General features: G+C 67.0%; 27 protein-coding genes. 17 read left to right on the top strand and 10 right to left on the bottom strand.

Annotated elements, in window-relative coordinates; all coding sequences use genetic code 11:
• Positions 1-188 precede the first annotated feature (188 nt).
• The 7 genes from rpsF (at position 189) to radA (ending at position 7224) form a co-directional block, all read left to right on the top strand.
• Positions 189-656 (top strand): 30S ribosomal protein S6, encoded by a 468-nt coding sequence (gene rpsF / locus MFF07_RS04575; protein WP_147078723.1) that lies wholly within the window; start codon positions 189-191, stop codon positions 654-656.
• A gap of 2 nt (positions 657-658) precedes the next feature.
• The gene (rpsR, locus tag MFF07_RS04570) at positions 659-934 is read left to right on the top strand and encodes a 30S ribosomal protein S18 (RefSeq protein WP_147078724.1); all 276 of its coding nucleotides are present in this window, start codon (positions 659-661) and stop codon (positions 932-934) included.
• Positions 935-1072: 138 nt separating this feature from the next.
• Entirely contained in the window at positions 1073-2122 is a 1050-nt protein-coding gene (locus MFF07_RS04565) for a DUF2232 domain-containing protein (RefSeq protein WP_238230789.1), read from the top strand.
• Positions 2123-2151: 29 nt separating this feature from the next.
• On the top strand, positions 2152-2733 hold the full coding sequence (rplI, locus tag MFF07_RS04560; protein WP_147814145.1) for a 50S ribosomal protein L9: 582 nt from the start codon (positions 2152-2154) through the stop codon (positions 2731-2733).
• A gap of 332 nt (positions 2734-3065) precedes the next feature.
• Positions 3066-4553: a replicative DNA helicase gene (locus tag MFF07_RS04555; protein WP_147814147.1), complete on the top strand. Its 1488-nt coding sequence runs from the start codon at positions 3066-3068 to the stop codon at positions 4551-4553.
• A 146-nt stretch (positions 4554-4699) separates the two neighbouring features.
• Positions 4700-5752 carry an alanine racemase gene (alr, locus tag MFF07_RS04550; RefSeq protein ID WP_246682707.1) on the top strand — a complete coding sequence of 351 codons (1053 nt, stop codon included), beginning with the start codon at positions 4700-4702 and terminating at the stop codon, positions 5750-5752.
• A 35-nt stretch (positions 5753-5787) separates the two neighbouring features.
• A complete protein-coding gene (radA, locus tag MFF07_RS04545) occupies positions 5788-7224 on the top strand; it encodes a DNA repair protein RadA (protein WP_147814151.1) in 1437 nt (478 codons plus the stop codon).
• A gap of 12 nt (positions 7225-7236) precedes the next feature.
• On the opposite strand, the gene MFF07_RS04540 is transcribed toward radA, so the two are convergent.
• From MFF07_RS04540 to MFF07_RS04515, 6 genes are all read right to left on the bottom strand, one after another.
• The gene (locus MFF07_RS04540) at positions 7237-8157 is read right to left on the bottom strand and encodes an SGNH/GDSL hydrolase family protein (protein ID WP_147814153.1); all 921 of its coding nucleotides are present in this window, start codon (positions 8155-8157) and stop codon (positions 7237-7239) included.
• Positions 8106-9215, bottom strand: a complete 1110-nt coding sequence (locus MFF07_RS04535) for an OpgC family protein (RefSeq protein ID WP_147814155.1) — start codon at positions 9213-9215, stop codon at positions 8106-8108. The genes MFF07_RS04540 and MFF07_RS04535 overlap by 52 nt, the downstream gene beginning before the upstream one ends.
• 310 nt (positions 9216-9525) lie before the next feature.
• Entirely contained in the window at positions 9526-10290 is a 765-nt protein-coding gene (locus tag MFF07_RS04530) for an HAD-IA family hydrolase (protein ID WP_147814157.1), read from the bottom strand.
• Positions 10284-10967 carry a ribulose-phosphate 3-epimerase gene (rpe, locus tag MFF07_RS04525; protein ID WP_147814159.1) on the bottom strand — a complete coding sequence of 228 codons (684 nt, stop codon included), beginning with the start codon at positions 10965-10967 and terminating at the stop codon, positions 10284-10286. The genes MFF07_RS04530 and rpe overlap by 7 nt, the downstream gene beginning before the upstream one ends.
• Positions 10968-11147: 180 nt before the next feature.
• Complete coding sequence (locus MFF07_RS04520; protein WP_147814161.1) at positions 11148-12008, bottom strand: phosphoribulokinase; 861 nt, start codon at positions 12006-12008, stop codon at positions 11148-11150.
• Positions 12009-12044: 36 nt separating this feature from the next.
• Positions 12045-13094: a class 1 fructose-bisphosphatase gene (locus MFF07_RS04515; protein ID WP_238230785.1), complete on the bottom strand. Its 1050-nt coding sequence runs from the start codon at positions 13092-13094 to the stop codon at positions 12045-12047.
• A gap of 164 nt (positions 13095-13258) precedes the next feature.
• Here MFF07_RS04515 and MFF07_RS04510 point away from each other — a divergent pair, with 164 nt between their 5' ends.
• Together MFF07_RS04510 and MFF07_RS04505 are read left to right on the top strand one after the other, a co-directional pair.
• A complete protein-coding gene (locus MFF07_RS04510) occupies positions 13259-14212 on the top strand; it encodes a LysR family transcriptional regulator (RefSeq protein ID WP_147814165.1) in 954 nt (317 codons plus the stop codon).
• Positions 14209-15435: an NAD(P)/FAD-dependent oxidoreductase gene (locus tag MFF07_RS04505; protein WP_147814167.1), complete on the top strand. Its 1227-nt coding sequence runs from the start codon at positions 14209-14211 to the stop codon at positions 15433-15435. Before MFF07_RS04510 ends, MFF07_RS04505 begins: the two co-directional genes overlap by 4 nt.
• A 6-nt stretch (positions 15436-15441) precedes the next feature.
• On the opposite strand, the gene MFF07_RS04500 is transcribed toward MFF07_RS04505, so the two are convergent.
• Positions 15442-15666 (bottom strand): helix-turn-helix domain-containing protein, encoded by a 225-nt coding sequence (locus tag MFF07_RS04500; protein WP_238230782.1) that lies wholly within the window; start codon positions 15664-15666, stop codon positions 15442-15444.
• A gap of 346 nt (positions 15667-16012) precedes the next feature.
• On the opposite strand from MFF07_RS04500, the gene MFF07_RS04495 reads away from it, so the two are divergent.
• From MFF07_RS04495 to MFF07_RS04470, 6 genes are all read left to right on the top strand, one after another.
• Entirely contained in the window at positions 16013-16513 is a 501-nt protein-coding gene (locus MFF07_RS04495; RefSeq protein ID WP_147814169.1) for an META domain-containing protein, read from the top strand.
• A 138-nt stretch (positions 16514-16651) separates the two neighbouring features.
• Positions 16652-16825: a hypothetical protein gene (locus tag MFF07_RS04490; RefSeq protein ID WP_187272411.1), complete on the top strand. Its 174-nt coding sequence runs from the start codon at positions 16652-16654 to the stop codon at positions 16823-16825.
• A gap of 308 nt (positions 16826-17133) precedes the next feature.
• Positions 17134-18111 carry a cysteine synthase A gene (gene cysK / locus MFF07_RS04485; protein WP_147814171.1) on the top strand — a complete coding sequence of 326 codons (978 nt, stop codon included), beginning with the start codon at positions 17134-17136 and terminating at the stop codon, positions 18109-18111.
• Positions 18112-18232: 121 nt separating this feature from the next.
• Positions 18233-18445, top strand: a complete 213-nt coding sequence (locus MFF07_RS04480) for a hypothetical protein (protein WP_238230781.1) — start codon at positions 18233-18235, stop codon at positions 18443-18445.
• A complete protein-coding gene (locus MFF07_RS04475; RefSeq protein WP_147814175.1) occupies positions 18442-18744 on the top strand; it encodes a hypothetical protein in 303 nt (100 codons plus the stop codon). Before MFF07_RS04480 ends, MFF07_RS04475 begins: the two co-directional genes overlap by 4 nt.
• The gene (locus MFF07_RS04470) at positions 18741-18920 is read left to right on the top strand and encodes a hypothetical protein (protein WP_147814177.1); all 180 of its coding nucleotides are present in this window, start codon (positions 18741-18743) and stop codon (positions 18918-18920) included. The genes MFF07_RS04475 and MFF07_RS04470 overlap by 4 nt, the downstream gene beginning before the upstream one ends.
• Here MFF07_RS04470 and MFF07_RS04465 read toward each other — a convergent pair.
• Both MFF07_RS04465 and MFF07_RS04460 read right to left on the bottom strand, forming a co-directional pair.
• Positions 18917-20290, bottom strand: a complete 1374-nt coding sequence (locus MFF07_RS04465) for a PleD family two-component system response regulator (RefSeq protein ID WP_238230779.1) — start codon at positions 20288-20290, stop codon at positions 18917-18919. The two genes, MFF07_RS04470 and MFF07_RS04465, sit on opposite strands and share 4 nt — an antisense overlap.
• 42 nt (positions 20291-20332) lie before the next feature.
• On the bottom strand, positions 20333-20707 hold the full coding sequence (locus MFF07_RS04460) for a response regulator (protein WP_147814181.1): 375 nt from the start codon (positions 20705-20707) through the stop codon (positions 20333-20335).
• A 76-nt stretch (positions 20708-20783) separates the two neighbouring features.
• Between MFF07_RS04460 and MFF07_RS04455 the strand changes: the two genes are divergently transcribed.
• The gene (locus tag MFF07_RS04455) at positions 20784-21080 is read left to right on the top strand and encodes a DUF3572 domain-containing protein (RefSeq protein WP_147814183.1); all 297 of its coding nucleotides are present in this window, start codon (positions 20784-20786) and stop codon (positions 21078-21080) included.
• Positions 21081-21094: 14 nt separating this feature from the next.
• Here the strand turns inward: MFF07_RS04455 and ruvA are convergent, their stop codons facing one another.
• A complete protein-coding gene (gene ruvA / locus MFF07_RS04450; RefSeq protein WP_147814185.1) occupies positions 21095-21712 on the bottom strand; it encodes a Holliday junction branch migration protein RuvA in 618 nt (205 codons plus the stop codon).
• A gap of 100 nt (positions 21713-21812) precedes the next feature.
• On the opposite strand from ruvA, the gene MFF07_RS04445 reads away from it, so the two are divergent.
• Entirely contained in the window at positions 21813-22436 is a 624-nt protein-coding gene (locus MFF07_RS04445; protein WP_147814187.1) for a YceI family protein, read from the top strand.
• The last annotated feature ends 29 nt before the right edge of the window (positions 22437-22465 follow it).

Raw genomic sequence — 22465 nt, 5'->3', positions numbered from 1 at the left:
GGGCGGTGCCGTTCGCGGCATAGGGTTCGTCTTCGAAGAACCCGTCGTCCGGTGTTCCCGCCTTCGACACTCCGCTCGGGCCATTCAACGGCTCGAAGGGCTTGGCGCCGAGAGAACTGCGAGACGAACCGGCCCGAGCAATCCGCTGACACGCGGTCGGGCTCCTTTTTGTGATGAAAGGCCCGAGAATGCCTCTCTACGAACACGTCTTCCTGGCGCGCCAGGACGTGACGGCCCAGCAGGTCGAGACCATGGTCGAGACCTACAAGGGCGTCATCGAAGCCAATGGCGGCACGATCGAGAAGATCGAGCCCTGGGGCATCAAGTCCCTCGCCTACCGGATCAAGAAGAACCGCAAGGCGCATTTCACGCTCCTCAACATCTCCGCCCCCCCGGCTGCGCTCGCCGAGATGGAGCGCCAGATGCAGATCTCCGAGGACGTGCTGCGCTTCATGACCATCCGCGTCGAGCAGCTCGAGGCCGAGCCCTCGGCCATGATGCAGAAGCGCGACCGCGACGACCGCAAGGATCGCGACCGCGGCGACCGTCCGCGTCGTCGCGACGACGAGTTCGGCGGCGGCGGCGATCGTGGGGACCGGGGTGACCGCGGCGATCGCGGCGACCGGCCCGAGCGTAACTTCGGCGGGGAGAACTGATCATGGCATTCGGTGCAAGTGCCGGCGCGGCTGCCGGTGGTGCTGGCGGCGGTGGCCGTCGTCCCTTCTTCCGTCGTCGCAAGACCTGCCCCTTCTCCGGCGTGAATGCGCCGAAGATCGACTACAAGGACGTGAAGCTGCTCTCCCGCTACGTCTCGGAGCGCGGCAAGATCGTGCCGAGCCGCATCACCGCGGTCTCGGCCAAGAAGCAGCGCGAGCTCGCCCAGGCGATCAAGCGTTCGCGCTTCCTCGGTCTGCTCCCCTACGTCATCAAGTAGTCTTTTCGGATTTGGCCGGCCCGGCTTTGCTGGGCCGGCTCTTCGTTGCGGACGGTTTCCTCCGTCCGATCGCTGGGGCTTCGGATTGCCTCTAACCCTGCCCTCCTCGGGTCAGCGGGACAGCGCGTCGTACAAAACATGGCCCAGAACCTCGGCATCGGCGTCCTCGCCGGGCTCGTCTCGGCGCTCCTGTTCGGGATGCTGCTGCAGGCGACGCCGCTCGCGATCCTGCTCTACCTGCTCGCCCCCCTGCCGATTCTCATCGTCGGGCTCGGCTGGAGCCACAAGGCCGGCCTTGCCGCCGTGGCGGCCGGCACCTTGGCGCTGGCGATCGGCGTCACCCCCTTCCTCGGTATCGGCTTCGCGGCCTATCTCGCGGTCCCCGCCTGGTGGATCGCCTATCTCGCCTTGCTCGGCCGGCCGAACGCCGACGGCACGCTCGAATGGTATCCGGTCGGCCGGCTGCTCGCCTGGGTCGCCGGCACGGCCGCGCTCGCTTTCGTCGCCATCGCCGTGATCGCCGCGCCGAACTACGAGACGTTCCGGACTCAGCTCGGCGCCATGGCGAAGAAGGTGGTGCAGGCACAGATGAAGGGCGAAGGACCCGCGAGCGTCTCGGCGAGGATTGCCGGGCAGCCTGAGGGCCAACCCTCGGGCGTAACTCCGCCGCCCGCGCAGGAGCCGCCTCCCGTCCCGAACGAGGATAAGGCTCCCACGGTTCAGGACGAGGTCGCCGATGCGCTGGCCACCGTCGCTCCGGGGCTCGCCGCGCAGGGCCTCACCATCCTGCTCGTGTTCTACCTCTGGGCCGCCGCGCGCATCGTCAAGATTTCCGGCCGGCTGATGCGGCCCTGGCCGGACCTGCCCTCCACGCAGATGCCGCGCAACGTGCTGGTGATGCTCGTCGGCGCGATCGCCGTGGCCCTGGTGCCGGGCTATCCCGGCGTGCTCGGCGTGGCGCTGATCGGCGCGCTGAGCGCGGCCTTCAGCCTGCAGGGGCTCGCCGCCTTCCACGACCGGAGCCGGGGTCGGCAGGCGCGCGGCGCCCTGCTGTTCGGGCTCTACCTCGTCCTCATCCTGACTCAGGGGCTCGCCTTCGTGGCGCTGACCCTGTTCGGCATCGCCGACACGGCGCTCGCGCGCCGCTCGGCCCCGGCGGACCCGCCCGGCGGACCCCGCTCCCTCTGAACCACCCAACCCAAAGAAGGACTTCATCCATGGACGTCATCCTCCTCGAGCGCGTCGCCAAGCTCGGCCAGATGGGCGAGACCGTCAGCGTCAAGCCGGGCTACGCCCGCAACTTCCTCCTCGCCCGCGGCAAGGCCCTGCGCGCCACTGAGGGCAACAAGAAGCACTTCGAGACCCAGCGCGCCCAGCTCGAAGCCCGCAACCTCGACCGCCGCAAGGAGGCCGAGGGCGTCGCCGAGAAGCTGAACGGCCAGAGCTTCGTGCTCATCCGCCAGTCGGGCGAGTCCGGCGTGCTGTACGGCTCGGTCTCCACCCGCGACCTCGCCGAGGTCGTCACCAAGGACGGCTTCTCGGTCGGCCGCGACCAGTTCGTGCTGCACCAGCCGATCAAGACGCTCGGCCTGCACAACGTGCCCGTCACGCTGCACCCCGAGGTCGAGATCACCGTCACCGTCAACGTCGCCCGCAGCCCCGAAGAGGCCGAGCGTCAGGCCCGCGGCGAGTCCGTCACCGAGCGCGAGGCGTTCAACCTCGACGACCTCGGCCTCGAAGTCGGCCAGGCCCTGGCCGATGCCGGTGAAGGCGCCGACGACCGCGATCGGGATCGCTAAGCCTCTGGTACTTCAGGCTGACACCGCTTCCATCTTGCGAAGCGGTCGATGACGCCCTTCTCCTCCCCCTTGTGGGGCGGGGAACCGTCACACCACCCTGTCCGAGAGGCCGGAAGTCTCCCAAGCAACGGTGGACAGCGGGGAGCGTCGTTTCCCGCGGTTGACACGTTCGCAGTTTGTTCGACCATGGACGCCCGCGGTTCCTCTCAGGGAATCGCGGGCGTTCGCGTTCCGAAGAGCGCGGCTAAGGATCGGTTCACCCTGTCGCGGCATGGTGGACGGCTGACGGAGACCGGCGCCCGCGGGCTGCCGCTGAAGGAGCGAGACCGCCTATGGCCCTGCCGAACGCCCTCGCGGCCAAGCTCGAAGCGGTCCAGGCCGAATACCGGGTCGCGCCGCACAACATCGACGCGGAGCAGGCGCTGATTGGCGCGATGCTCGTGAACAACGACGCCTATTATCGCGTCTCGGACTTCCTGATGCCCGAGCACTTCATGGAGGAGGTGCACCGCCGGATCTTCGAGACCGCCGCCTCGCTGATCAAGGCCGGCAAGCTCGCCACGCCGATCACGCTGAAGACCTATCTCGGCGACGCCGACCTCGGCGGCATCACCGTGATGGCCTATCTCGCGCGCCTCGCGGCCGAGGCGACCACCGTCGTCAACGCGGCGGATTACGGCCGCGCCGTCTACGATCTCGCCATCCGCCGCCGGCTCATCACCATCGGCGAGGACCTCGTCAACGGCGCCTACGAGGCCCCGGTCGAGTCCGCGCCCCGCGACCAGATCGAGGAGACCGAGCGCCGGCTCTACGAGCTCGCCGAGGCCGGCAAGTACGACGGCGGCTTCCAGAAATTCTCCGACGCGCTCACCACCGCCGTCGACATGGCGGCCAAGGCCTATCAGCGCGAGGGCAAACTCTCGGGGCTCGCCACCGGCCTGTCCGACCTCGACGCCAAGATGGGCGGGCTGCAGTCGTCGGATTTGATCATCCTCGCGGGCCGCCCGGCCATGGGCAAGACGTCGCTCGTCACCAACATCGCTTTCAACATCGCCAAGGCCTACCAGGGCGAGAAGCAGCCCGACGGCACCACGAAGACGAAAAACGGCGGCATCGTCGGGTTCTTCTCGCTCGAAATGTCGGCCGAGCAGCTTGCCACCCGCATCATCGCCGAGCAGTCCGGCGTGCCCTCCTACAAGATCCGCCGCGGCGACATCCGCCCGGAAGATTTCTACAAGATCACCGATGCCGCGCGGGATATGCAGACGATTCCCTTCTACATCGACCAGTCCGGCGGCATCTCGATCGCTCAGCTCGCCGCCCGCGCACGCCGCCTCAAGCGCCAGAAGGGCCTCGACGTCCTGATCGTCGACTACCTCCAGCTGCTCGCCGGCTCCGGCAAGCGCTCGGACAACCGCGTGCAGGAGATGACCGAGATCACCACCGGCATGAAGGCACTGGCCAAGGAACTCTCGGTGCCGATCATCGCCCTGTCGCAGCTCTCCCGCCAGGTCGAGAACCGCGACGACAAGCGCCCGCAGCTTTCGGACCTGCGCGAGTCCGGCTCGATCGAGCAGGATGCCGACGTGGTGATGTTCGTGTTCCGCGAGGAATACTACGTCAACAACAAGAAGCCCCGCGAGGGCACCGAAGAGTTCTTCGCCTGGGAGGCGGAGATGAACCGCGTCCACGGCAAGGCCGAGGTGATCCTCGGCAAGCAGCGTCACGGGCCGACGGGAACGGTGGAGCTGCAGTTCGACGCGAACATCACGCGGTTTTCGAACCTTGCCGCCGAAGATCGAATGCCCGATCGGATGTAATTTCTCGGCATTGGCCATGGCCGTAGCACCATGATCGCGATGCCGGCTTTGTGTTAGACGGCAAGTAGCGATCCTTGATGAGGACAGCCGCCATAGCGTCCCGAGACACGAATCGAGACGGACACACCGCGCACGGCGCCCGTCTCATGATCGACCTCGCCGCCATCGCCGAGAACTGGCGGCGGCTCGGAGCGCAGGCCCCTGACGCGGAATGCGCGGCGGTCGTGAAGGCGGATGCCTATGGTTGTGGGCTGGCGGCAGTCGCGCCAGTGCTGTTCCGGGCCGGCTGCCGGACGTTCTTCGTGGCGCATCTGGCGGAGGGGGTCGCCGCTCGCGCTATCCTGCCTGACGCCGACATCTATGTTCTCAACGGCTTCCGGCCGGGCAGCGAGCCGTCCTATCGTGACGCGCGGCTGCGCCCGGTTCTCGGCTCCTGCGAGGAACTTACCGAATGGGTAGAGGGCGCACAGGGCGCGCTGCCCGCGGCGCTCCATGTCGACACGGGCATGAACCGGCTCGGGCTGTCGGTGGCAGAGGCTCTGGGACTCGCCGCCGACGCGGTCTTCGGCCGCGCCGGCATTGCTCTCGTGATGAGCCATCTCGTCAGCGCCGAATGCCCGGATCAGCCGGTGAACGCTCGCCAGATTGCCGCCTTCGCCGACATCCGTGCGGCGTTCCCCGGCATTTCGGGATCGTTGGCCAATTCCTCGGGCATCTATCTTGGGCGCGAGGCCCGTCACGATCTGCTCCGCCCGGGCTATGCCCTGTTCGGCGGCAATCCGACTCCATACGCCGAAAACAACCCGATGCGGCCGGTGGTGCGGCTGGAGACGCCGATCGTCCAGGTTCGTGCCGTAGAGTCCGGCGAGACTGCCGGCTACGATGCCCGCTGGACCGCACCGGCCCCCCGCCGTCTAGCCACGCTGTCGATCGGCTACGCCGACGGCTATCCACGCTCCGCGAGCAATCACGGCCACGCGCTTGTCGAAGGCGTACTCTGCCCGATCGTCGGCCTGATCTCGATGGATCTGATCATCCTCGACGTCACCGCCGTGCCTGACGCTCGCCGAGGGATGATCGCAACGCTGATCGGGGACGAGCTCGATCTCGACAGGGTCGGCAGAACGGCAGGTACGATCGGCTACGAGATCCTGACGGGGCTAGGTTCCCGTTATGTTCGCGAGTATGCTGGCGCCTGAATCCGACCGACCGGATTCCTCTCTTTAAAAATGACATGGCCAAGATCCACCAGACCTTCGTCTGCCAGTCCTGCGGGGCCGTCTACAATCGCTGGCGCGGGCGCTGCGAGGCCTGCAACGGCTGGAACACGATCGTCGAGGAGACGGGGGCGGCCGGCCCGCAGGCCGGTCCCGTCGCGACGCGGCCGAGCCGGGCGCGCGGCCGCGTGTTTCCCCTCGAAGGGCTGACCGGCGAGGCCAAGGAGGCGCCGCGCACGCCCTCGGGCATCGCAGAGCTCGACCGGGTCACCGGCGGCGGTTTCGTACGCGGCTCGGTGATCCTGATCGGCGGCGATCCAGGCATCGGCAAGTCGACCTTGTTGATGCAGGCCGGCGCGGCCATGGCCAAGGACGGCGCACGGGTCGCCTACATCTCCGGCGAGGAGGCGGTTGGTCAGGTGCGGCTGCGCGCCGAGCGGCTCGGGCTCTCCGACCGCCCCGTGGACCTCGCCGCCGAGACCAATGTCGAGGACATCGTCGAGACGCTCTCGCAGGGGCGGCCGCCGGCGCTGGCGATCATCGACTCGATCCAGACCATGTGGACCGAGACCGTCGAATCGGCACCCGGCACCGTCACGCAGGTGCGCTCCTCCGCGCAGGCGCTGATACGGTTCGCCAAGACCACGGGCACCGCCGTGATCCTCGTCGGCCATGTCACGAAGGACGGGCAGATCGCGGGTCCGCGGGTCGTCGAGCACATGGTCGATGCGGTCGCCTCGTTCGAGGGCGACCAGGGCCACCATTTTCGTATTCTGCGGGCCGTGAAGAACCGGTTCGGACCGACCGACGAGATCGGCGTGTTCGAGATGACCGATGGCGGCTTGGCGGAGGTGCCGAACCCGTCCGCGCTCTTTCTCGCTGGGCGCGACCACGCAGCACCGGGAACCGCGGTCTTCGCCGGCATGGAGGGCACGCGGCCGCTTCTGGTGGAGATCCAGGCGCTCGTGGCGCCCTCATCGCTCGGCACGCCGCGCCGTGCGGTGGTCGGCTGGGACCCGAACAGGCTCTCGATGGTGCTCGCGGTTCTCGAGGCTCATGGCGGCATCCGGCTCGGGAGCCACGACGTCTATCTCAACGTTGCCGGCGGCCTGCGCATCACCGAACCGGCAGCCGATCTTGCGGTCGCCGCCGCGCTCGTCTCCTCGCTCTCGGGCGCGGCGCTGCCGGCGGAGACGGTGTATTTCGGCGAACTCGGCCTGTCGGGGGCGGTGCGCCCGGTCTCACAGGCGGGGGCACGGCTGAAAGAGGCGGAAAAGCTCGGCTTCTCGAGAGCGGTCACGCCGCAGGCGCGGGGCGAGACGCCCGATCGTTCGATGCAGACGGAGGCTTTGCGTCACATCGCCGATCTCGTCGCCGGGATCGCATCGGGCGCGCCCCGCTCGGGTGGTAAGCGGCAGCCGGCTCGGGCATGGCCGGACGACGAAGACGGTTGAGAACGGCAGAGGCTATGGCCCGGCCGGCTTCGCAGGCTCTGGCTTGTTCGCAGGCGGTTCGGCGCCCGGTGCCGCGCCGAGGTCCGGCTGCAGCAGCGACAGCGTGATCGCCCGGGTGACGTGTTCCGCCATGCAGCGCAGACCGAGATCGTTCAGCCGGAAATGCCGGCCGAGCATATGCGTCTCGTTCTCCTTGTCGCCGCTGGCCGAAAGGAAGCGCATCGCTTCGTAACGCCGTACCAGGGGCACGCGCTGCTCCGCCGCGATATCCTGAACCTTACGGACGAGACCGTTGTAGGATTCGTCGTCGGCGATGCTCTGTGTAAAGAGCGGGTCGATCAGCACCACGTCGATGTCGTGCGACTTGATCCACTCGACCGTGTCGCGAAGCGCATCACCGAAGGCATCGGTATCGACTCGAGCGAGCGCGTCGTTCGTGCCGACCTGCCAGACGACGAGATCGGGTTCGATCTCGGCGACCATCGTACGTAGCCGCTCGCCTGCACCGCTCGCGACTTCGCCCGAGAGACCACGCGAGTCGATCTGCACGTCCACATTCGGGAGCGAGCGCTCCAGGGCATTCTCGAGCCGGACCGGATAGGAGGTCGAGGCGCCGAGGCCCGACGAGGACGAGCCGACGGACAGCACGCGAACCGGGCGCTTTTCCTTGAGCGCCCGCTTTACGGCCATGAGCTTGGCCAATGTGTAGAGCTTCGAGCCCGGCACGCGGCATTCGGGCGACAGACTGAGATCCAGCCCCTCGATCGGCGCGGCACCCGGCGCGGCCGATGGTGGATGCGGGGGCGATACGACGGTTGCCGCCCCCTCCGCCAGCGCCATGGCTGGGGACAGGGTGAGGAACATCCCGAAGATTGCGGCGCCTACGGTGCGGCAGGCGTGCCGACAACCTTTTTCGGTTTGCGGGAACGCCATTCGACGAACCATGCGGTAAAACCCAGTGCGAACAGGCCGCAGCCTACGACCGAAACGTCGACGATCATACCACCGCCGAACCGGAACCGCACGAACTGTGCGGCTAGGCCCAGGAGCGAGCCCATCGAGAAGACCGCGAGGGAATTGCGCCCGAGACCCGCGAGATAGCGCGTGATCGGACCGATCCGATGCGCGACCAGCCCGTACACCGTCTGGAACGCCAGGAGGACACCGCAAAAATGGATCAGACGGGCGGGCGAGAGGTAAGTTTTGTCGAAGGTGAAAATAAGGCGCGGCTCCGGCACCGTGAGCGGATCGGGCCGGAGCTCGAATACCGACAGCACGATCCCGACGATCACGATAACCACGCCAAGCGGCATGAGCCGGCGGCACCAAGCCCGGAAACGCGGCTGCGTCCGGTTCCAGTCCTGCATGGTGAAGCCGAGCACCAAGAGGAGCTGCCAGCAGAACGGATTGAAGAACCAATCGCCCTCCCCTGGCCAGGATGGGAGGTTCCACTCGTAGACGAGGCTCGCCGCATAGAGGCTGAACGACAGGATCAGCGTGCCGGTCTGGTTCACCCGCGCCATCAAGATGTAGATCGGCGCCACCGCGAGCAACACCACGTAGAGCGGCAGGATGTTGAAGAAGCCGAGTTGGTGCGTCATCAGAACGATGCCGACCATGGTCTGAATCGGATCGGCGAAGAATCCGCCGGCATTGTGCCATTCGAGTATGAGAGGGTTGTCGAGCAGGAGCGCCGTACCCGCGATCATCGCGAGCGCCAGCGCCATGATCACCACCTGTGCTCGATAGACCTCGATCGTACGCGACAGCAGCCGCAGGATCGCCGTCAGCGCCGGTTCGGGAACGCCGTCGCGCCCACGGGTCGCCAGCCCGATCGACCAGCCGGCGAGAAAAACGAACAGCTCGGCGGCGTCCGAAATCCCGTACTGGGAGAAGGTCCAGCGCTCGAAGATGTTGCCGGGGATATGATTGACGAAGATCGTAATGAGGGCGAAGCCGCGCCAGAAATCGATCGCGTTCGGTCCACGCATCGGTCTCCCGACTCCGGCGAGGGTTGGATCGGCACGCTTCGAGGGAAGCGCGTGCGGGCGCCCCGAAACGAAGGCGCGTCCTGATACGGCCCACGCGCCGATCTGCAAAGCGCGGTCTCGGAGTCCGGTATTGTGCGCACCGAACGGTTGGTGCCGAACGGCACACCGAGATGCAACAATTCAGCGTGGCGCAAAAGCGACTGTATTTTGCATACAGAACCGGTAGTATCGGTCCGTCCGTTTCAGAGACCACGGACTACCTAAATCCAGCGCGCTCCTGCGGGGCGCGCTGTTTGTTTTACGCGGCCGTTCAAGCGGTCGCACTTTCCCTGTTGCGGGTATGCCAGACGCGGAGAGCATCCAGCGTCACGACACCGTCGGGCCAGACGGCACCCGAGAGATGCCGATGCGGCCTGCCCGGCTCGCCGAGATCGGAAACCGCGGAGAAGGCGCCGTCGAGCCGATGGCTCTGCGTGTAACGGCTGCGCGTAGCGAGCACGGGTAGGCCGGCATCGAGCGCCGAGCGGATGCCGGCCGCTGAATCCTCGAAGGCGATGCCTTCGAGCGGATCGATACCGAGCCTGCCCACAGCCAATTCGAAGATGTCCGGTGCCGGCTTCTTTCGAGCGGCCTCGTCACCGGCGGCGATGACGTCGAACGGTTCGTCGCCCTTCGGAAAATTGATCGCAACGAGCCGGTCGAGATTGGGCCGGGTCGTCGTCGTCGCTACGCCGAGGCGGAGACCGGCGGCGCGGGCCTCGCCGATCAACCGTGCAACGCCGGGGCGTAGCGCGAGCGGGCCGGTCTCGATGAGTTCTCCGTAGATGCGCGTCTTGAGGTCATGGATCTCAGGCATCCGCGCGGTGAGCGCGCGCTTCTCGGCGGGATGCTCCTGGTCGATGTAATGGAGGAGGCGTTCCTTTCCGCCCATCACCTTCAGCAGTTCGGCATAGAGCTCGGGCGTCCAGTGCCAGTCGAGGCCGAGCTGGCCGAAGGCGCGGTTGAAGGCCTGCCGGTGCAGGTCCTCGGTCTCGGCGAGAGTGCCGTCGACGTCGAAGATCAGCGCCTTCAGCATCGCAAGCCGTCCCGACCGGTCGCGGAATTCGCACCCTCGCGGATCGCGGTGATGTTGCCGGCATAGGCGCCCGCGCCCCCGCCGAACACGCCGGAGCCCGCCACGAACACGTTCGCACCGGCGCGCGCCGCCGCCGCCACGGTCTCCGGTGTAATGCCGCCGTCCACCTCGATGTCGAGAGCGCGCCCCCCCGCCATCGCGCGCACTCGCGAGACCGTCTCCAAAGCCGCCGGCAGAAAACTCTGGCCGCCGAAGCCGGGATTGACCGTCATGCAGACGACGAGGTCGACGAGGTCGAGCACCGGCTCAACCATCGCGGCGGGGGTGCCGGGATTGAGGGCGATGCCGGCGCGCTTGCCGAGTGCCCTGATGGTCTGGAGCGAGCGGTGGATGTGCGGGCTGGCCTCGACATGCACCGAGATCGTGTCGGCGCCGGCTTCGGCGAAGGCGGCGAGGTAGGGATCGGCCGGGGCGATCATCAGGTGCACGTCGAAATGCTTTTTGGTGTGCGGGCGCAGCGCCTTGATGAGCGCCGGACCGAAAGTGATGTTGGGCACGAAATGCCCGTCCATCACATCAAGATGAATCCAGTCGCCGCCGGCCTCATCGACAGCGCGGACCTCTTCCCCGAGCCGGGAGAAGTCGGCCGAGAGGATGGAGGGAGCGATGATCGTCATGGATACCTCAGGAAGGTCCGCACTTGGCGCGCGGCCCGGCCCCTCAAAGGGTGCGATGCAAAACTAAGGCGCGGGATACCCGCGATGTAGTGCCAATTCGTCCAACCGGGAATGCGAAATCGGGGCCGCCTGCTCTCGCACTCGCCGGGCCGACGTTCATTTGTCGCAGGTCGTGCCGGCTCATCCCAGGCGGCGCTTGCGCTCGACGAGTTGCATGATCATCGGCGTCAGGATGAGCTGCATCGCAAGATCGAGCTTCGAGCCTGGAATCACGATCGAGTTGGCCCGGCTCATGAACGAGTCGTGGATCATCGAGACGAGGTACGAAAAATCGATCCCGTGCGGATCGCGGAAGCGGATGACCACCATCGATTCGTCGGCGGTCGGGATCCAGCGGGCGATGAACGGGTTCGAGGTGTCGACCATCGGCACGCGCTGGAAATTGATGTCCGTCCAGGAGAATTGCGGGCAGATCGTCTGCACGTAGTCCGGCATCCGCCGCAGGATCACGTCGGTGACAGCATCGGTCGAGTAGCCGCGGATCGAGCGGTCCCGGTGCAGCTTCTGGATCCATTCGAGGTTGATGACCGGCACGACCCCGATCTTGAGGTCGGGATAGCGGGCGAGATCGATGGTGTTGTCGACGACGCAGCCGTGCAGGCCCTCGTAGAACAGCAGGTCGGAGCCCGGCGGAAAGTCCTCCCACTCCGTGAATTGACCCATCGGAACGCGGAAGCGCGCGGCGTCGACCTCGTCGTGGGCGTAGGAGCGGGTCCGGCCCTCACCAGATTCGCTGTAGCGGCGAAACACCTCTTCGAGTTCCGGCAGCAGGTTGGCGCGGGGCGCGAAGTGGCTGAGGGTCGGCTCCTCCGCCATCTTGGCGCGCATGGTGTCGCGGTCGAAGGCGTGGAAGCCGTCGCCTTCGATGTAGACCGCGCTCACGTCCTCGCGCCGAAAGATCTGCTCGAAGGTGTTGCGCACGGAGGTCGTGCCGGCGCCCGAGGAGCCGGTGACGGAGATGATGGGATGACGCGCCGACATTGGGCTTTGCAGACTCGCGGGGGACCGTGGGCGCGCTCAGCTACGCATCAGGCCGCGCTGGCCGAAAAGCGGCGAGCGGCCGGCTGCGGGCTGGCGGCCTTCATAATATTTGGCGACGCAGGCCACATCGTCGGTCGAGCCGAAGACCAGCGGCGAGCGCTCGTGGATCTTGGTGGCGACGACGTCCAGGATGCGTGTCTGTCCGTCGGTGGCGGAGGCGCCGGCCTGCTCCATGACGAAGGCGATCGGGGCGGTCTCATAGAGGAGGCGCAGACGGCCCTGCTCGTAGCCCTTCCGACCGTCGCCCGGATACAGAAAGATGCCGCCGCGGATCAGCACGCGCTGCGCGTCCGCCACCAGCGCCGCCGTCCAGCGCATGTTGAAGTTGCGGTCGCGTGGGCCTTCCTCGCCGCGCAGGCAGTCCTCGATGAAGGCTTTGACCGGAACGTCCCAGTGGCGGCCGTTCGAGGAATTGATCGCGTATTCGTTGGCCGTGGCGACGACCTTCAGGGCGTCGTGAGTCAGGCGAAACACCTTGTCGGTGCGGTCCAGCGTAAAGATGCGCGTACCGTTGCCGAGGGTGACGACGAAGGTAGTGGCTGGGCCGTAGACGGTGAAGCCGGCGGCCGTCTGGGTCGTGCCGGGCGTCTTGAACGAGGCGTTCGGGTCGCTCGGGTCCGACACCACAGGCCGGATGCCGAAGATGGTGCCGACGATCATGCCGACGGCGATGTTCGAGGAGCCGTCGAGGGGGTCGATCGCTACGGCGAGCGGCGCGCCGGGATTGAGGACCATCACGTCGTCGGCCTCCTCGGAGGCGACTTCGGCCACGGGCGCGGATTGCAGTGCCTCGGTGAAGCGCTTGTGGGCGATGACGTCGAGCGCCTTCTGCACGTCGCCGTCGCTGTTGGTTTCGCCCTGTGCGCCGAGATCGCCGGCGAGCGCACCGCGGGCGCAGATCTCGCTCACGTCGATCGATGCGGCGGCGAGCGCCAGGATCGTCTTGGCGGTGTCGGCGAGGGAGGCGTCGCGGGCGACTTCCGCGTCGAGGTGCTCGGAAAGCGTGGAGCCGATCGCCATGGCCATGTCCTGATCCGAGTCCGCTTGATGCCGCCGGCCGTTGCCCGGCCGCTGTGTTCTGAGGCCGCATGATATCCTGCGACCGCTCCGGAGCACCAGATGCGGTGCAAGAGGGCGACAAAGATTCTCACGAAACTTGTGGTGCCGCGCAAAAAAACTAAAAGCGGCCCATGCGCAACCTCTCGCTCAAGCAGTTGCAGGCCGTCGCGGCCGTCGCCCGGCTCGGAACCATGACGCGGGCGGCGCAGGAGCTGAACGTCACCTCCGCCGCCCTCTATGCCCGCATCCGCCAACTGGAGGACGAGGCGGGCCTCCTGCTGTTCGATCGTACGCCGACGGGCCTCAAGCCGACCGATGCCGGTCGCGAGATGCTGTGGGCGATCAACAGCATCAACACGGTGCTGGAGACCTGCACCGAGCGCCTTCGCACACTGAAGGGTGCCGGTGGCGGCCGCGTGGCGTTGGGCGTCGTCTCGACGGCGAAGTACTTCGCCCCCGCCGTGATCGCCGGATTCATGCAGGCTCACCCTCAGGTCGAGATCAATCTGACGGTGGGCAACCGCACCGACACGGTCGAAACTCTCCGCAATTACGAGATCGACTTCGCGATCATGGGCCGCCCGCCGCGTGATTTCGCCATCGAGGCCGAGACCTTCGGCCCGCACCCACTCGTGCTGATCGCTTCGCCGGACCATCCGCTTGCCGGAAAGACGGGGCTGACGCGCGACGACATCGCGGACCAATCCTTTCTCGTGCGCGAGGAAGGGTCGGGGACGCGTGCGGTCTTCGAAGAGTTTATGAACGGCGTGATGATCCGCCGGGCACGGCTCGGGATCGACGCCGGCTCCAACGAGACGCTGAAGCAGGCCGTGATCGCCGGGCTCGGGATCGCGCTTCTGTCCTCTCATACGGTCTCGGCGGAGCTGGAAAGCGGCCGGCTCGTGCTCCTCGACGTGCAAGGCCTGCCCATCCGGCGCGACTGGTATGTCGTCCGCCGTGCCGACAAGGTACTCGGCCCGGCCTCCGACTCGTTCTGGAATTACCTCGTCCAGGAAGGTGCGGGCTTCCTGCCGAAGCTCCATTCGGCGATTGTGGCGGCGACGCCCGAGCCGGTGGCTCCGTGAGCGTCGTCATCGTCGGCGCGGGCCAGGCCGGCTTCCAGACCGCCGCGAGTCTGCGCGAGGCCGGGTTTGCGGACCCGATCACACTCGTCGGCGACGAGCAGACGCTGCCCTACCAGCGCCCTCCCCTCTCGAAGGCCTATCTCGCCGGCAAGACCGACGCCGAAGGCCTGCTGCTGCGGCCGGCTTCGTACCTGGCCGAGCATCGCATCGCGCATCGCCTCGCTCGGGGCTCCGCGATCGACCGCGATGCTCGCCGCCTGATCCTCGATGACGGCACGGACCTGCCCTACGATCAACTCGTTCTCGCGACGGGATCGCGCAACAGGACGCTGCCGGTGCCCGGCGCCGATCTTCCGGGCGTCCATCAGCTTCGGTCGCTCGACGATGCGAATGCGCTCCGCGCAGCCATCGCGTCCGCCAAGAACATCGTCGTGGTGGGCGCGGGCTTCATCGGGCTCGAATTCGCCGCAGTCTGCGCCGGCCGCGGGCTCGCCGTCACGGTCATCGAAGCGGCCGACCGGCCGATGGCGCGGGCGGTGTCGATGGAGACAGCCGACGCATTCCGGATTGCGCACGAGGCCATGGGAGTCGTTTTCCAGTTCCGGGCCGGCATCACCGCCATCGAAGGCCACGCCGGCCACGCCGCGGCCGTCGCGACTGCGGATGGCGGACGGATTCCGGCTGATCTCGTCCTCGTCGGCATCGGCGTCGTGCCGAACCAGGAACTGGCAGAACGGGCCGAACTGCCGGTCCGCGACGGCATCGAGATCAATACGTTTCTCGCGACGGTCGATCCCGCGATCTCGGCAGTTGGCGACTGCGCCCGCTTTCCGACGCGTTTCGCTGCGGGGATGTCGCGAGGAGATCGGGTTCGCATCGAATCCGTGCAAAACGCGATCGATCAGGCCCGCTGCCTCGCAGGCCGGCTCACGGGACGTCCTGTGGCCTATGACGCGGTGCCGTGGTTCTGGAGCGACCAAGGCCGTTACAAGCTCCAGATCGCAGGCCTTTCCGGCACCGGCGACGGCAGCGTCGTGCGGGGCGGTGGCGACGCCTTCTCGGTGTTCCGCTTCCGCGACGGCCGACTGCGAGCTGTGGAATCCGTCAACCGCGGGGCCGACCACATGGCGGCCCGCCGCATACTCGCCCTTGGACGCGACCTGACCCCAGCCGAGGCGGCCGACCCGGCCTTCGACCTGAAGGCGCTTGCGACGGCGCGCTGAACGCCCTCAGCGATCGTTCTCGGTGTTCAGCTCACCGAGCCGTGTTCCCTCGTCGCCGTTTTTGTGGCCGAGGCGGACGCCTGCCGAATCGCCGTCGGTGAAGATCACACCACCCGTCATGAGCGCACTCCGCAGGGCTTCGATCGTTCCCGAGGGTGGATCGTTCAAGCCGTTCTCGAAGTCGCGCACCAATGCCACGTCCAAACCGACCTTGGATGCGAGATCGGTCACGGACAAATCGATCAGAGCCCGGCCTGCTCGGCACTGTGCCGGCGTCATCGTGTTGGCAGAACGGCCGCTCGCTTCACCTTCATCCGATCCGGACACTCACGCACTCCCGCAGATTGGTCTCGTCAGGCCCAGGTCAACTCACCCGGGCTCGCTGCCCCGACAACCCGGGGCGCCTCGGATCGTTGCAGACGACGGTGGAACAGGATGTACGGCGCGCAAAACGACCCCGCGCGACCATATTTGCGCTCGATTCCTATCGGATTCGCGTGGGGCTTCGCGGCCCCGGCGGCTGCGGAGACCGAGTTTCATCGACGCGATGGACGCGCGAGCTACAGGGGGCTTCACCATGAACAAGACGCTGACCGTCGCGCTGACCTGCGCGACCATCGCTGGAGCGATGATCGCCGCGACGCCGTCGCAGGCTCAGATGGGGGGCGGCGTTCGCCAACTCGGTGCTGGGCAGCAGCCTGAGAAGAAGCCGCAATACGTCCCCGGCGCCAAGGCGCAGGAAAAAGTGTTCCCGCTCGGCACGACCTGGACCGCGGTGAGCCTGAACGGCAAGAACTTCAGCGGCGGCGACCGTCCGAGCTTCATCATCGACGCCCAGTACCGTGCCCGCGGCTACGGCGGCTGCAACACCTTCGCCGCCACCGCCTTCCCGCTGCGTGAACAGCACCTCGCCGTCGGCCCGCTCGCGATCACCAAGAAGTCCTGCGACAAGGCGCTCGGGGCGACCGAGCAAGCCTTCTTCGTGGCCCTGCGCACGGCAGGCGCCTGGGACATCGTCGGCTCGCAGCTCGTGATCAAGAGCCAGGGCGGGGAACTGCGCTTCGATCGATCGCTCTGAGCGCTCGGCAGCGTTAACACTCCCTTGTGGATGATCCGCGGTTCCTGCCGCGGATTCATCTTCCCTCAGGACCGGCGCCCCCATTCTCGATCCATCGCGCCGGCCTGATACGGCCGGTCTTCGGGGAGATCGGGACGGATGAAGCTCACGCTGGCAGGTCGGCGCTCCCCGGTTCGTGCTTCAGCGCGCGCAGCGACGGCGCGATACGTCCCTGTGCGCAGCTACGATGAGAACGCCGCTTTCCTGGCTCTCGGCACGACCCTGTTCGCCGTCCTCGTTCTCGTTCTTTGCGCCATTGCCCTGCGCGGCTGAGGCCCCATAGGAGCCGGGCCGGCACCGGATGACCGTCGGAACGTGGCGCCGATCGGCGATCCGCAGGGAACTCGTTTCTCTACAATAACCCTCCGGCAGATCATTCCTTCTCCAGGCTCCCGGACACGGCAGGAAATCAAGAAAAGAATTGCTGCGGCAGGGGTTAGGTCGATTGCCCCCGCTGCCATGACGCGATATCCGATCGCTCCGAGAAGTCCGGAGGACGCCCACTCCGGTCGGCCCCTGTCAGGCCGGCGTGCACCCGGCGCTTCCACGCAATTGCCTCGGACGATTCAGGAGACCCGCAGATGGCCGACGACACCACCGCATCCGCGCGCAAGGCCGGCCACGGCCGTATCTACGGCTCGATTACCGAGACGATCGGCAACACCCCCCTGGTCCGCCTCAACAGGCTCACGAAAGAGCACGGCGTCGACGCCGAGATCCTGCTCAAGCTCGAGTTCTTCAACCCGATCGCGAGCGTCAAGGACCGCATCGGCGTCAACATGATCGACGCCCTGGAGGCTTCGGGCCGCCTCAAGCCCGGCGGCACTCTGGTCGAGCCGACCTCCGGCAACACCGGCATCGCCCTGGCCTTCGTCGCCGCGGCGCGCGGCTACAGGCTGATCCTGGTGATGCCCGAGACGATGTCCGTGGAACGCCGCAAGATGCTGGCCTTCCTCGGCGCCGAGCTCGAACTTACCCCCGGTCCGCAGGGTATGAAGGGTGCGATCGGCCGGGCCGAAGAACTCCTCAAGGAGATCGATGGCGCGGTGATGCCGCAGCAATTCTCGAACCCGGCCAATCCCGAGATCCACCGCAAGACCACGGCGGAAGAGATCTGGAACGACACCGACGGTCAGCTCGACGCCTTCGTCGCGGGCGTGGGCACCGGTGGCACCGTGACCGGCGTCGGTCAGGTGCTGAAGCCACGCCTGCCGAACCTGAAGGTCTTCGCGGTAGAGCCGACGGATTCGCCGGTGATCTCCGGCGGCCAGCCCGGCCCGCACAAGATCCAAGGTATCGGCGCCGGGTTCATCCCGGACAACCTCGACCGCTCGGTGATCGACGGCGTGCTGACCGTCTCGAACCAGACCGCGATCGATACCGCGCGCCAGCTCGCCAAGCTCGAAGGCATTCCCGGCGGCATCTCCACCGGCGGCAACGTCGCAGCTGCGCTAGAACTCGCCTCGCGACCCGAGTTCAAGGGCAAGCGGATCGTGACCGTGGCCTGCTCGTTCGCCGAACGTTACATCTCCTCGGTGCTCTTCGAGGGAATCGGCTAGCACCGGCCGTCGACGCTTCAAAATCGGGACACCGCGCTTTCGCAGCGGCTGCGGCATCGCGAAGCCATACGCAACGTCTCTCGCCTCGCCCTGTTGTCCACGGCAGCAGGCGAGGATGACGATGAGCGAACAGCAGCACGAACGGCCGTCACCCGAGACCGGCGGTGCCTCTCATGTCCGAAGCGGCCAGGACTCAGGTATCCCTTCCCCACGCGACGGCGGCGTCCCTTCTCAGTTCCGGGACGCATTGAAGGGCGGTCCTGACGGCGAGGCCCGGGAATCGATCGAACGCGCGACGTCCGTCGTCGGCGACGACGAAGGCGATGCGTCATGAGCGACGAGAACACGTCCCACGCCACCCTCACCCGCAAGGCCGACGATGTCGGCACACCCGGCGCGCCGGCTGCCGGCGGCGGTCATCAGACGGCCGTGCAAGCTGCGATCACCGAAATGGGACCAGGCGGCCTCTCCGATGCGGATCGCAGCCGCGACCGCCCTGACGCCGGCAGCGCGGCCGGACGCAATCCCACGCCGATCGGCGGCTCCTCCGGCGGTCATTCCGACCAAAACTCGGCCTCCGGCAGCGGCAAGGTCGCCGGTGGCCATTACGACGTCGAGAAGGATGAGGAATGACCAGCGCCGGACACAAGACGAAGGACGACACGACGAACACGGACGACAAGCCGAAGGGCAAACCCGCCAACTCCGCTCCCGATGCCGTCATGGACCCGAACGAGAAGACCGAGGGGAAGCCCGGGCTTCCGTCGGGTGCGGACCAGGGCGACGACGCCGATCCCGGCGGCGGCTAGGCCGCCTCGGCGACCACGCGGTTCCGGCCGCTGGCCTTGGCCCGGTAGAGGGCGTCGTCCGATCGCTTCAGCATGTCGGAGGCGCTCGTGTCGCCGGCATGCCGGATGGCGACGCCGATCGACACCGTCACGGTGATCGCCGCCGCCCCGCGCTGGACCAGGAACGGGACGGATTCCATTCGTTCGCGAATGCGCTCGCCGGCGGCCTGGGCATCGACCAGCGTCGCACCCGGCATCACGATAACCACTTCCTCGCCGCCGAAGCGGGCGACGATATCGATACCGCGGGTATGCTGGCGGACGCGGTCGGCAAAGGCCTTGAGCACCTCGTCGCCGGCCTCGTGTCCGTAGCTGTCGTTGATCGACTTGAAACGGTCGATGTCGAGGATCAGGCAGGCGAGCCCAAGCGACTGGGCCGCGGCCTCGCCGAAGAGCGGGACGAGTTGCCGGTCGAGGTAGCGGCGGTTGTGCAGACCGGTCAGCTCGTCGGTCATCGCGAGTTCGATGGAGGCCTGCACAGCGCCGCGCAGCGTTTCCGAGAAGCGGCGACGACGGATCTGCGTGCGCACCCGCGCGATCAGTTCGTTGCGATCGACCGGCCGCAGAAGATAGTCGTGCACGCCGAAATCGAGGCCGCGGGTGAGACGTGCCATCCCGTTGGTCTCACCGACCATGATCAGAGCCATGTCGCGGGTGCGGTCGAGGGAGCGGAGTTGGCTGCACAAACGCAGGCCGTCGGAACCGTCGAGATCGATGCTGACCAGCGCCAGGTCGAAGCCGCCTTCTGTCGCCGCCACCAGGGCGCGGTGCGGATCCGCCTCGATCGTGACGGTGTGATGCTGCGCCAACGCGGTGGCCATGCGATCGGCGGCGTTCGGCCGGTCCTCGACCAGCAGGATGCGGGCGCCTTGGCCTGTCTCGGCTGCAGCCAGCGCGAAGGGGTCGCCCATGCCGAGTTCGCGCGAAGCCATCGCTCGGCTGCGCAGCTCGTCGGTGACGGCCTTGAGCCGGAGCAGGCTGCGTACGCGCGTGAACAGGGCGGTGTCGTCGATGGGCTTCGTCAGAAAGTCGTCGGCGCCGGCATCGAGCCCGCGCAGGCGGTCCGAGGGTTCGTCGAGGGCCGTCACGATGACCACGGGCAGGTGGGCCGTCGCCGGATTGGTCTTCAGCCGGCGGCAGACCTCGAAGCCGTCCATGCCCGGCATCATCACGTCGAGCAGGACGATGTCGCACAGGCCGTTCTCGCAGATTGCGAGCGCCTCGGGGCCACTCATAGCGGCGACCACGCCGAAATACTCCATCGAGAGCTTCGCCTCGAGGAGCTTGAGGTTCGGGAACAGATCGTCGACGATCAAGACACGGGCGGACATGCGTTGCTCCTGCCTCCCTCTACCGGCGGCTTCCCTAAGGATTCAGCCGGTCTCGCCGAGAAACGTGCGCACCGTCGCGATGAATTTTGCGACGGAGATCGGCTTCGACAGGTACGCCTCGCAGCCACCCTCGCGGATCCGCTCCTCGTCACCTTTCATCGCGAAGGCGGTTATGGCGATCACCGGAATGTGGCGCAGATCCTCGTCGTCCTTGAGCCACTTGGTCACCTCCAAACCCGAGACCTCGGGCAGCTGGATGTCCATGAGGATCAGGTCGGGACGATGCGTGCGGGCGAGTTCGATGGCCTCGATGCCGTTGCCGGTCTTAAGGGTCGCGTAACCATGGGCCTCGAGAAGATCGTTGAAGAGCTTCATGTTGAGCTCGTTGTCCTCAACGATGAGAACGGTTTTCTTCATGGCCCCCAGTCTCCGGGCTCCCGCGACCTCGCCTTCGTCGCCGTCTGCTCTTGTTCCGTTTAAGTGATACTCGTTGATGAAACGCAAATTTGATCATGGAGACGAGGCTGCGGAGAACCTCGCCCTCGAAGTCCTGGCATGGCTCGCCGGTGACGAGGAGCGGCTGTTTCCGTTCCTGCAGTTGAGCGGTCTCAACCCCGATACGGTCCGCGAAAGCGCGCGGGATCCGGCCTTCCTCGGCGCGGTTCTCGACCATGTGATGGGCGACGAGCCGATGCTGCTCGCCTGCGCCCGAGCGCTCGACGTCAAACCCGAAAGGATTGCCGCGGCCTGGCGGCGGCTTCAGCCGCCGGAGTTCGACCACGATCTGTAGATCGGCAAGCCGGCCTACCGCGCCAGTTCGCGCAATCCCAGCCGGATCAGCGTCTTCGCCTCCGCCCCTTCGCCGGCTCCCCTCATCGCCGCGGCGATGGCGGCGGAGGCCTGGATCTGCGGGTAGCCGAGATTGACCAGCGCCGAGATGGCGTCCGCCACCGGCTGGGGGGCGGCGCGCTCCTCGACGGCGCCGGTGAGCGCGATCAGGGCCGGATCGATCGGCGCGAAAGCCGGCGCCTTGTCCTTCAGTTCGGCCGCCAGCCGGGCCGCGAGCCGAGGCCCGACGCCGGGAGCGCGGGCGATCGAGCCCTTGTCGCCGGTGGCGAGCGCCGTGGCGAGTTGCGAGGGTTCCAGAACCGAGAGCACGCCGAGCGCTACCTTCGAGCCCACGCCCTGCACGGTCTGAAGCAGGCGGAACCACTCGCGTTCGGCATCCGACCGGAAACCGTACAGCCGGATCATATCCTCCCTTACATGGGTCTCGATGGCGAGGTCGGCCGCCTCGCCGGGCTTCGGCAGCCGCTGCAGCGTACGCGCCGAGCAATGCACGACGTAGCCGACGCCCTGCACGTCGAGGATGACGAAATCCTCGCCGAAGGAATCCACGATGCCCTTGAGCTTGCCGATCATGACGATTCCGTGCGGGGATGCGCCGGGACTTGGTTCCCGCGCCGGCCTGCCATATCCGATACGCTGCCCGACCCGACAAGGTGAGCCCAGACCCGTGCCGATGACGCCACTACCCGCCCTCGCCCTTGTCGCGCTCCTCGCAGGCGCTCCCATAGCAGCGTTGGCTCAGGCCGAGCCCACGGGGCCGACCAGCGATCCGACGCAGGTCAAGCCGGGGCGGTATCGGCTCGATCCGGCGCATGGAAAGATCACCTGGTCGCTGAGCCACCTCGGCTACTCGACCTATTACGGCCAGATCACCGGCGTGGCCGGCGAGGCGACGCTCGACCCGCGCGATCCGGCCAAGAGCAGGCTGTCGGTCACGATCGACACGGCGAGCGTCAACGGGCTGAACGACAAGCTCAACGAGCACCTCAAGGCGCCGGACTTCTTCGACGTCCCAAAATTTCCGCAGGCGACCTATGTCAGCACCTCCGTCGAGCCGACGAGTCCGACCACGGCCCGGGTCAACGGCGAACTGACGATCAAGGGCATCACCCGGGTCGTGTCCTTCGACGCCACCTTCAACCAGGCCGGCGTGAACCCGGTGGACAAGGCCTATTCGGTGGGCTTCGACGGGCGCGCGGTGATCCGGCGCTCCGATTTCGGCGTCAACGCCTTCCTGCCGATTCTCGGCGACGAGGTGCAGTTGCGGCTGGAGGGCGAGTTCAAGGCGGTGCCGTGATCGCGCGTTTGCGGCGGCGCAGCGTTCAC

It is taken from the genome of Methylobacterium thuringiense, assembly GCF_022179645.1.
GTDB classification, from domain to species: Bacteria; Pseudomonadota; Alphaproteobacteria; order Rhizobiales; family Beijerinckiaceae; genus Methylobacterium; species Methylobacterium thuringiense.
Note: the sequence above shows the minus strand (reverse complement) of the source record. Positions and strands in the feature narration are given on the sequence as shown.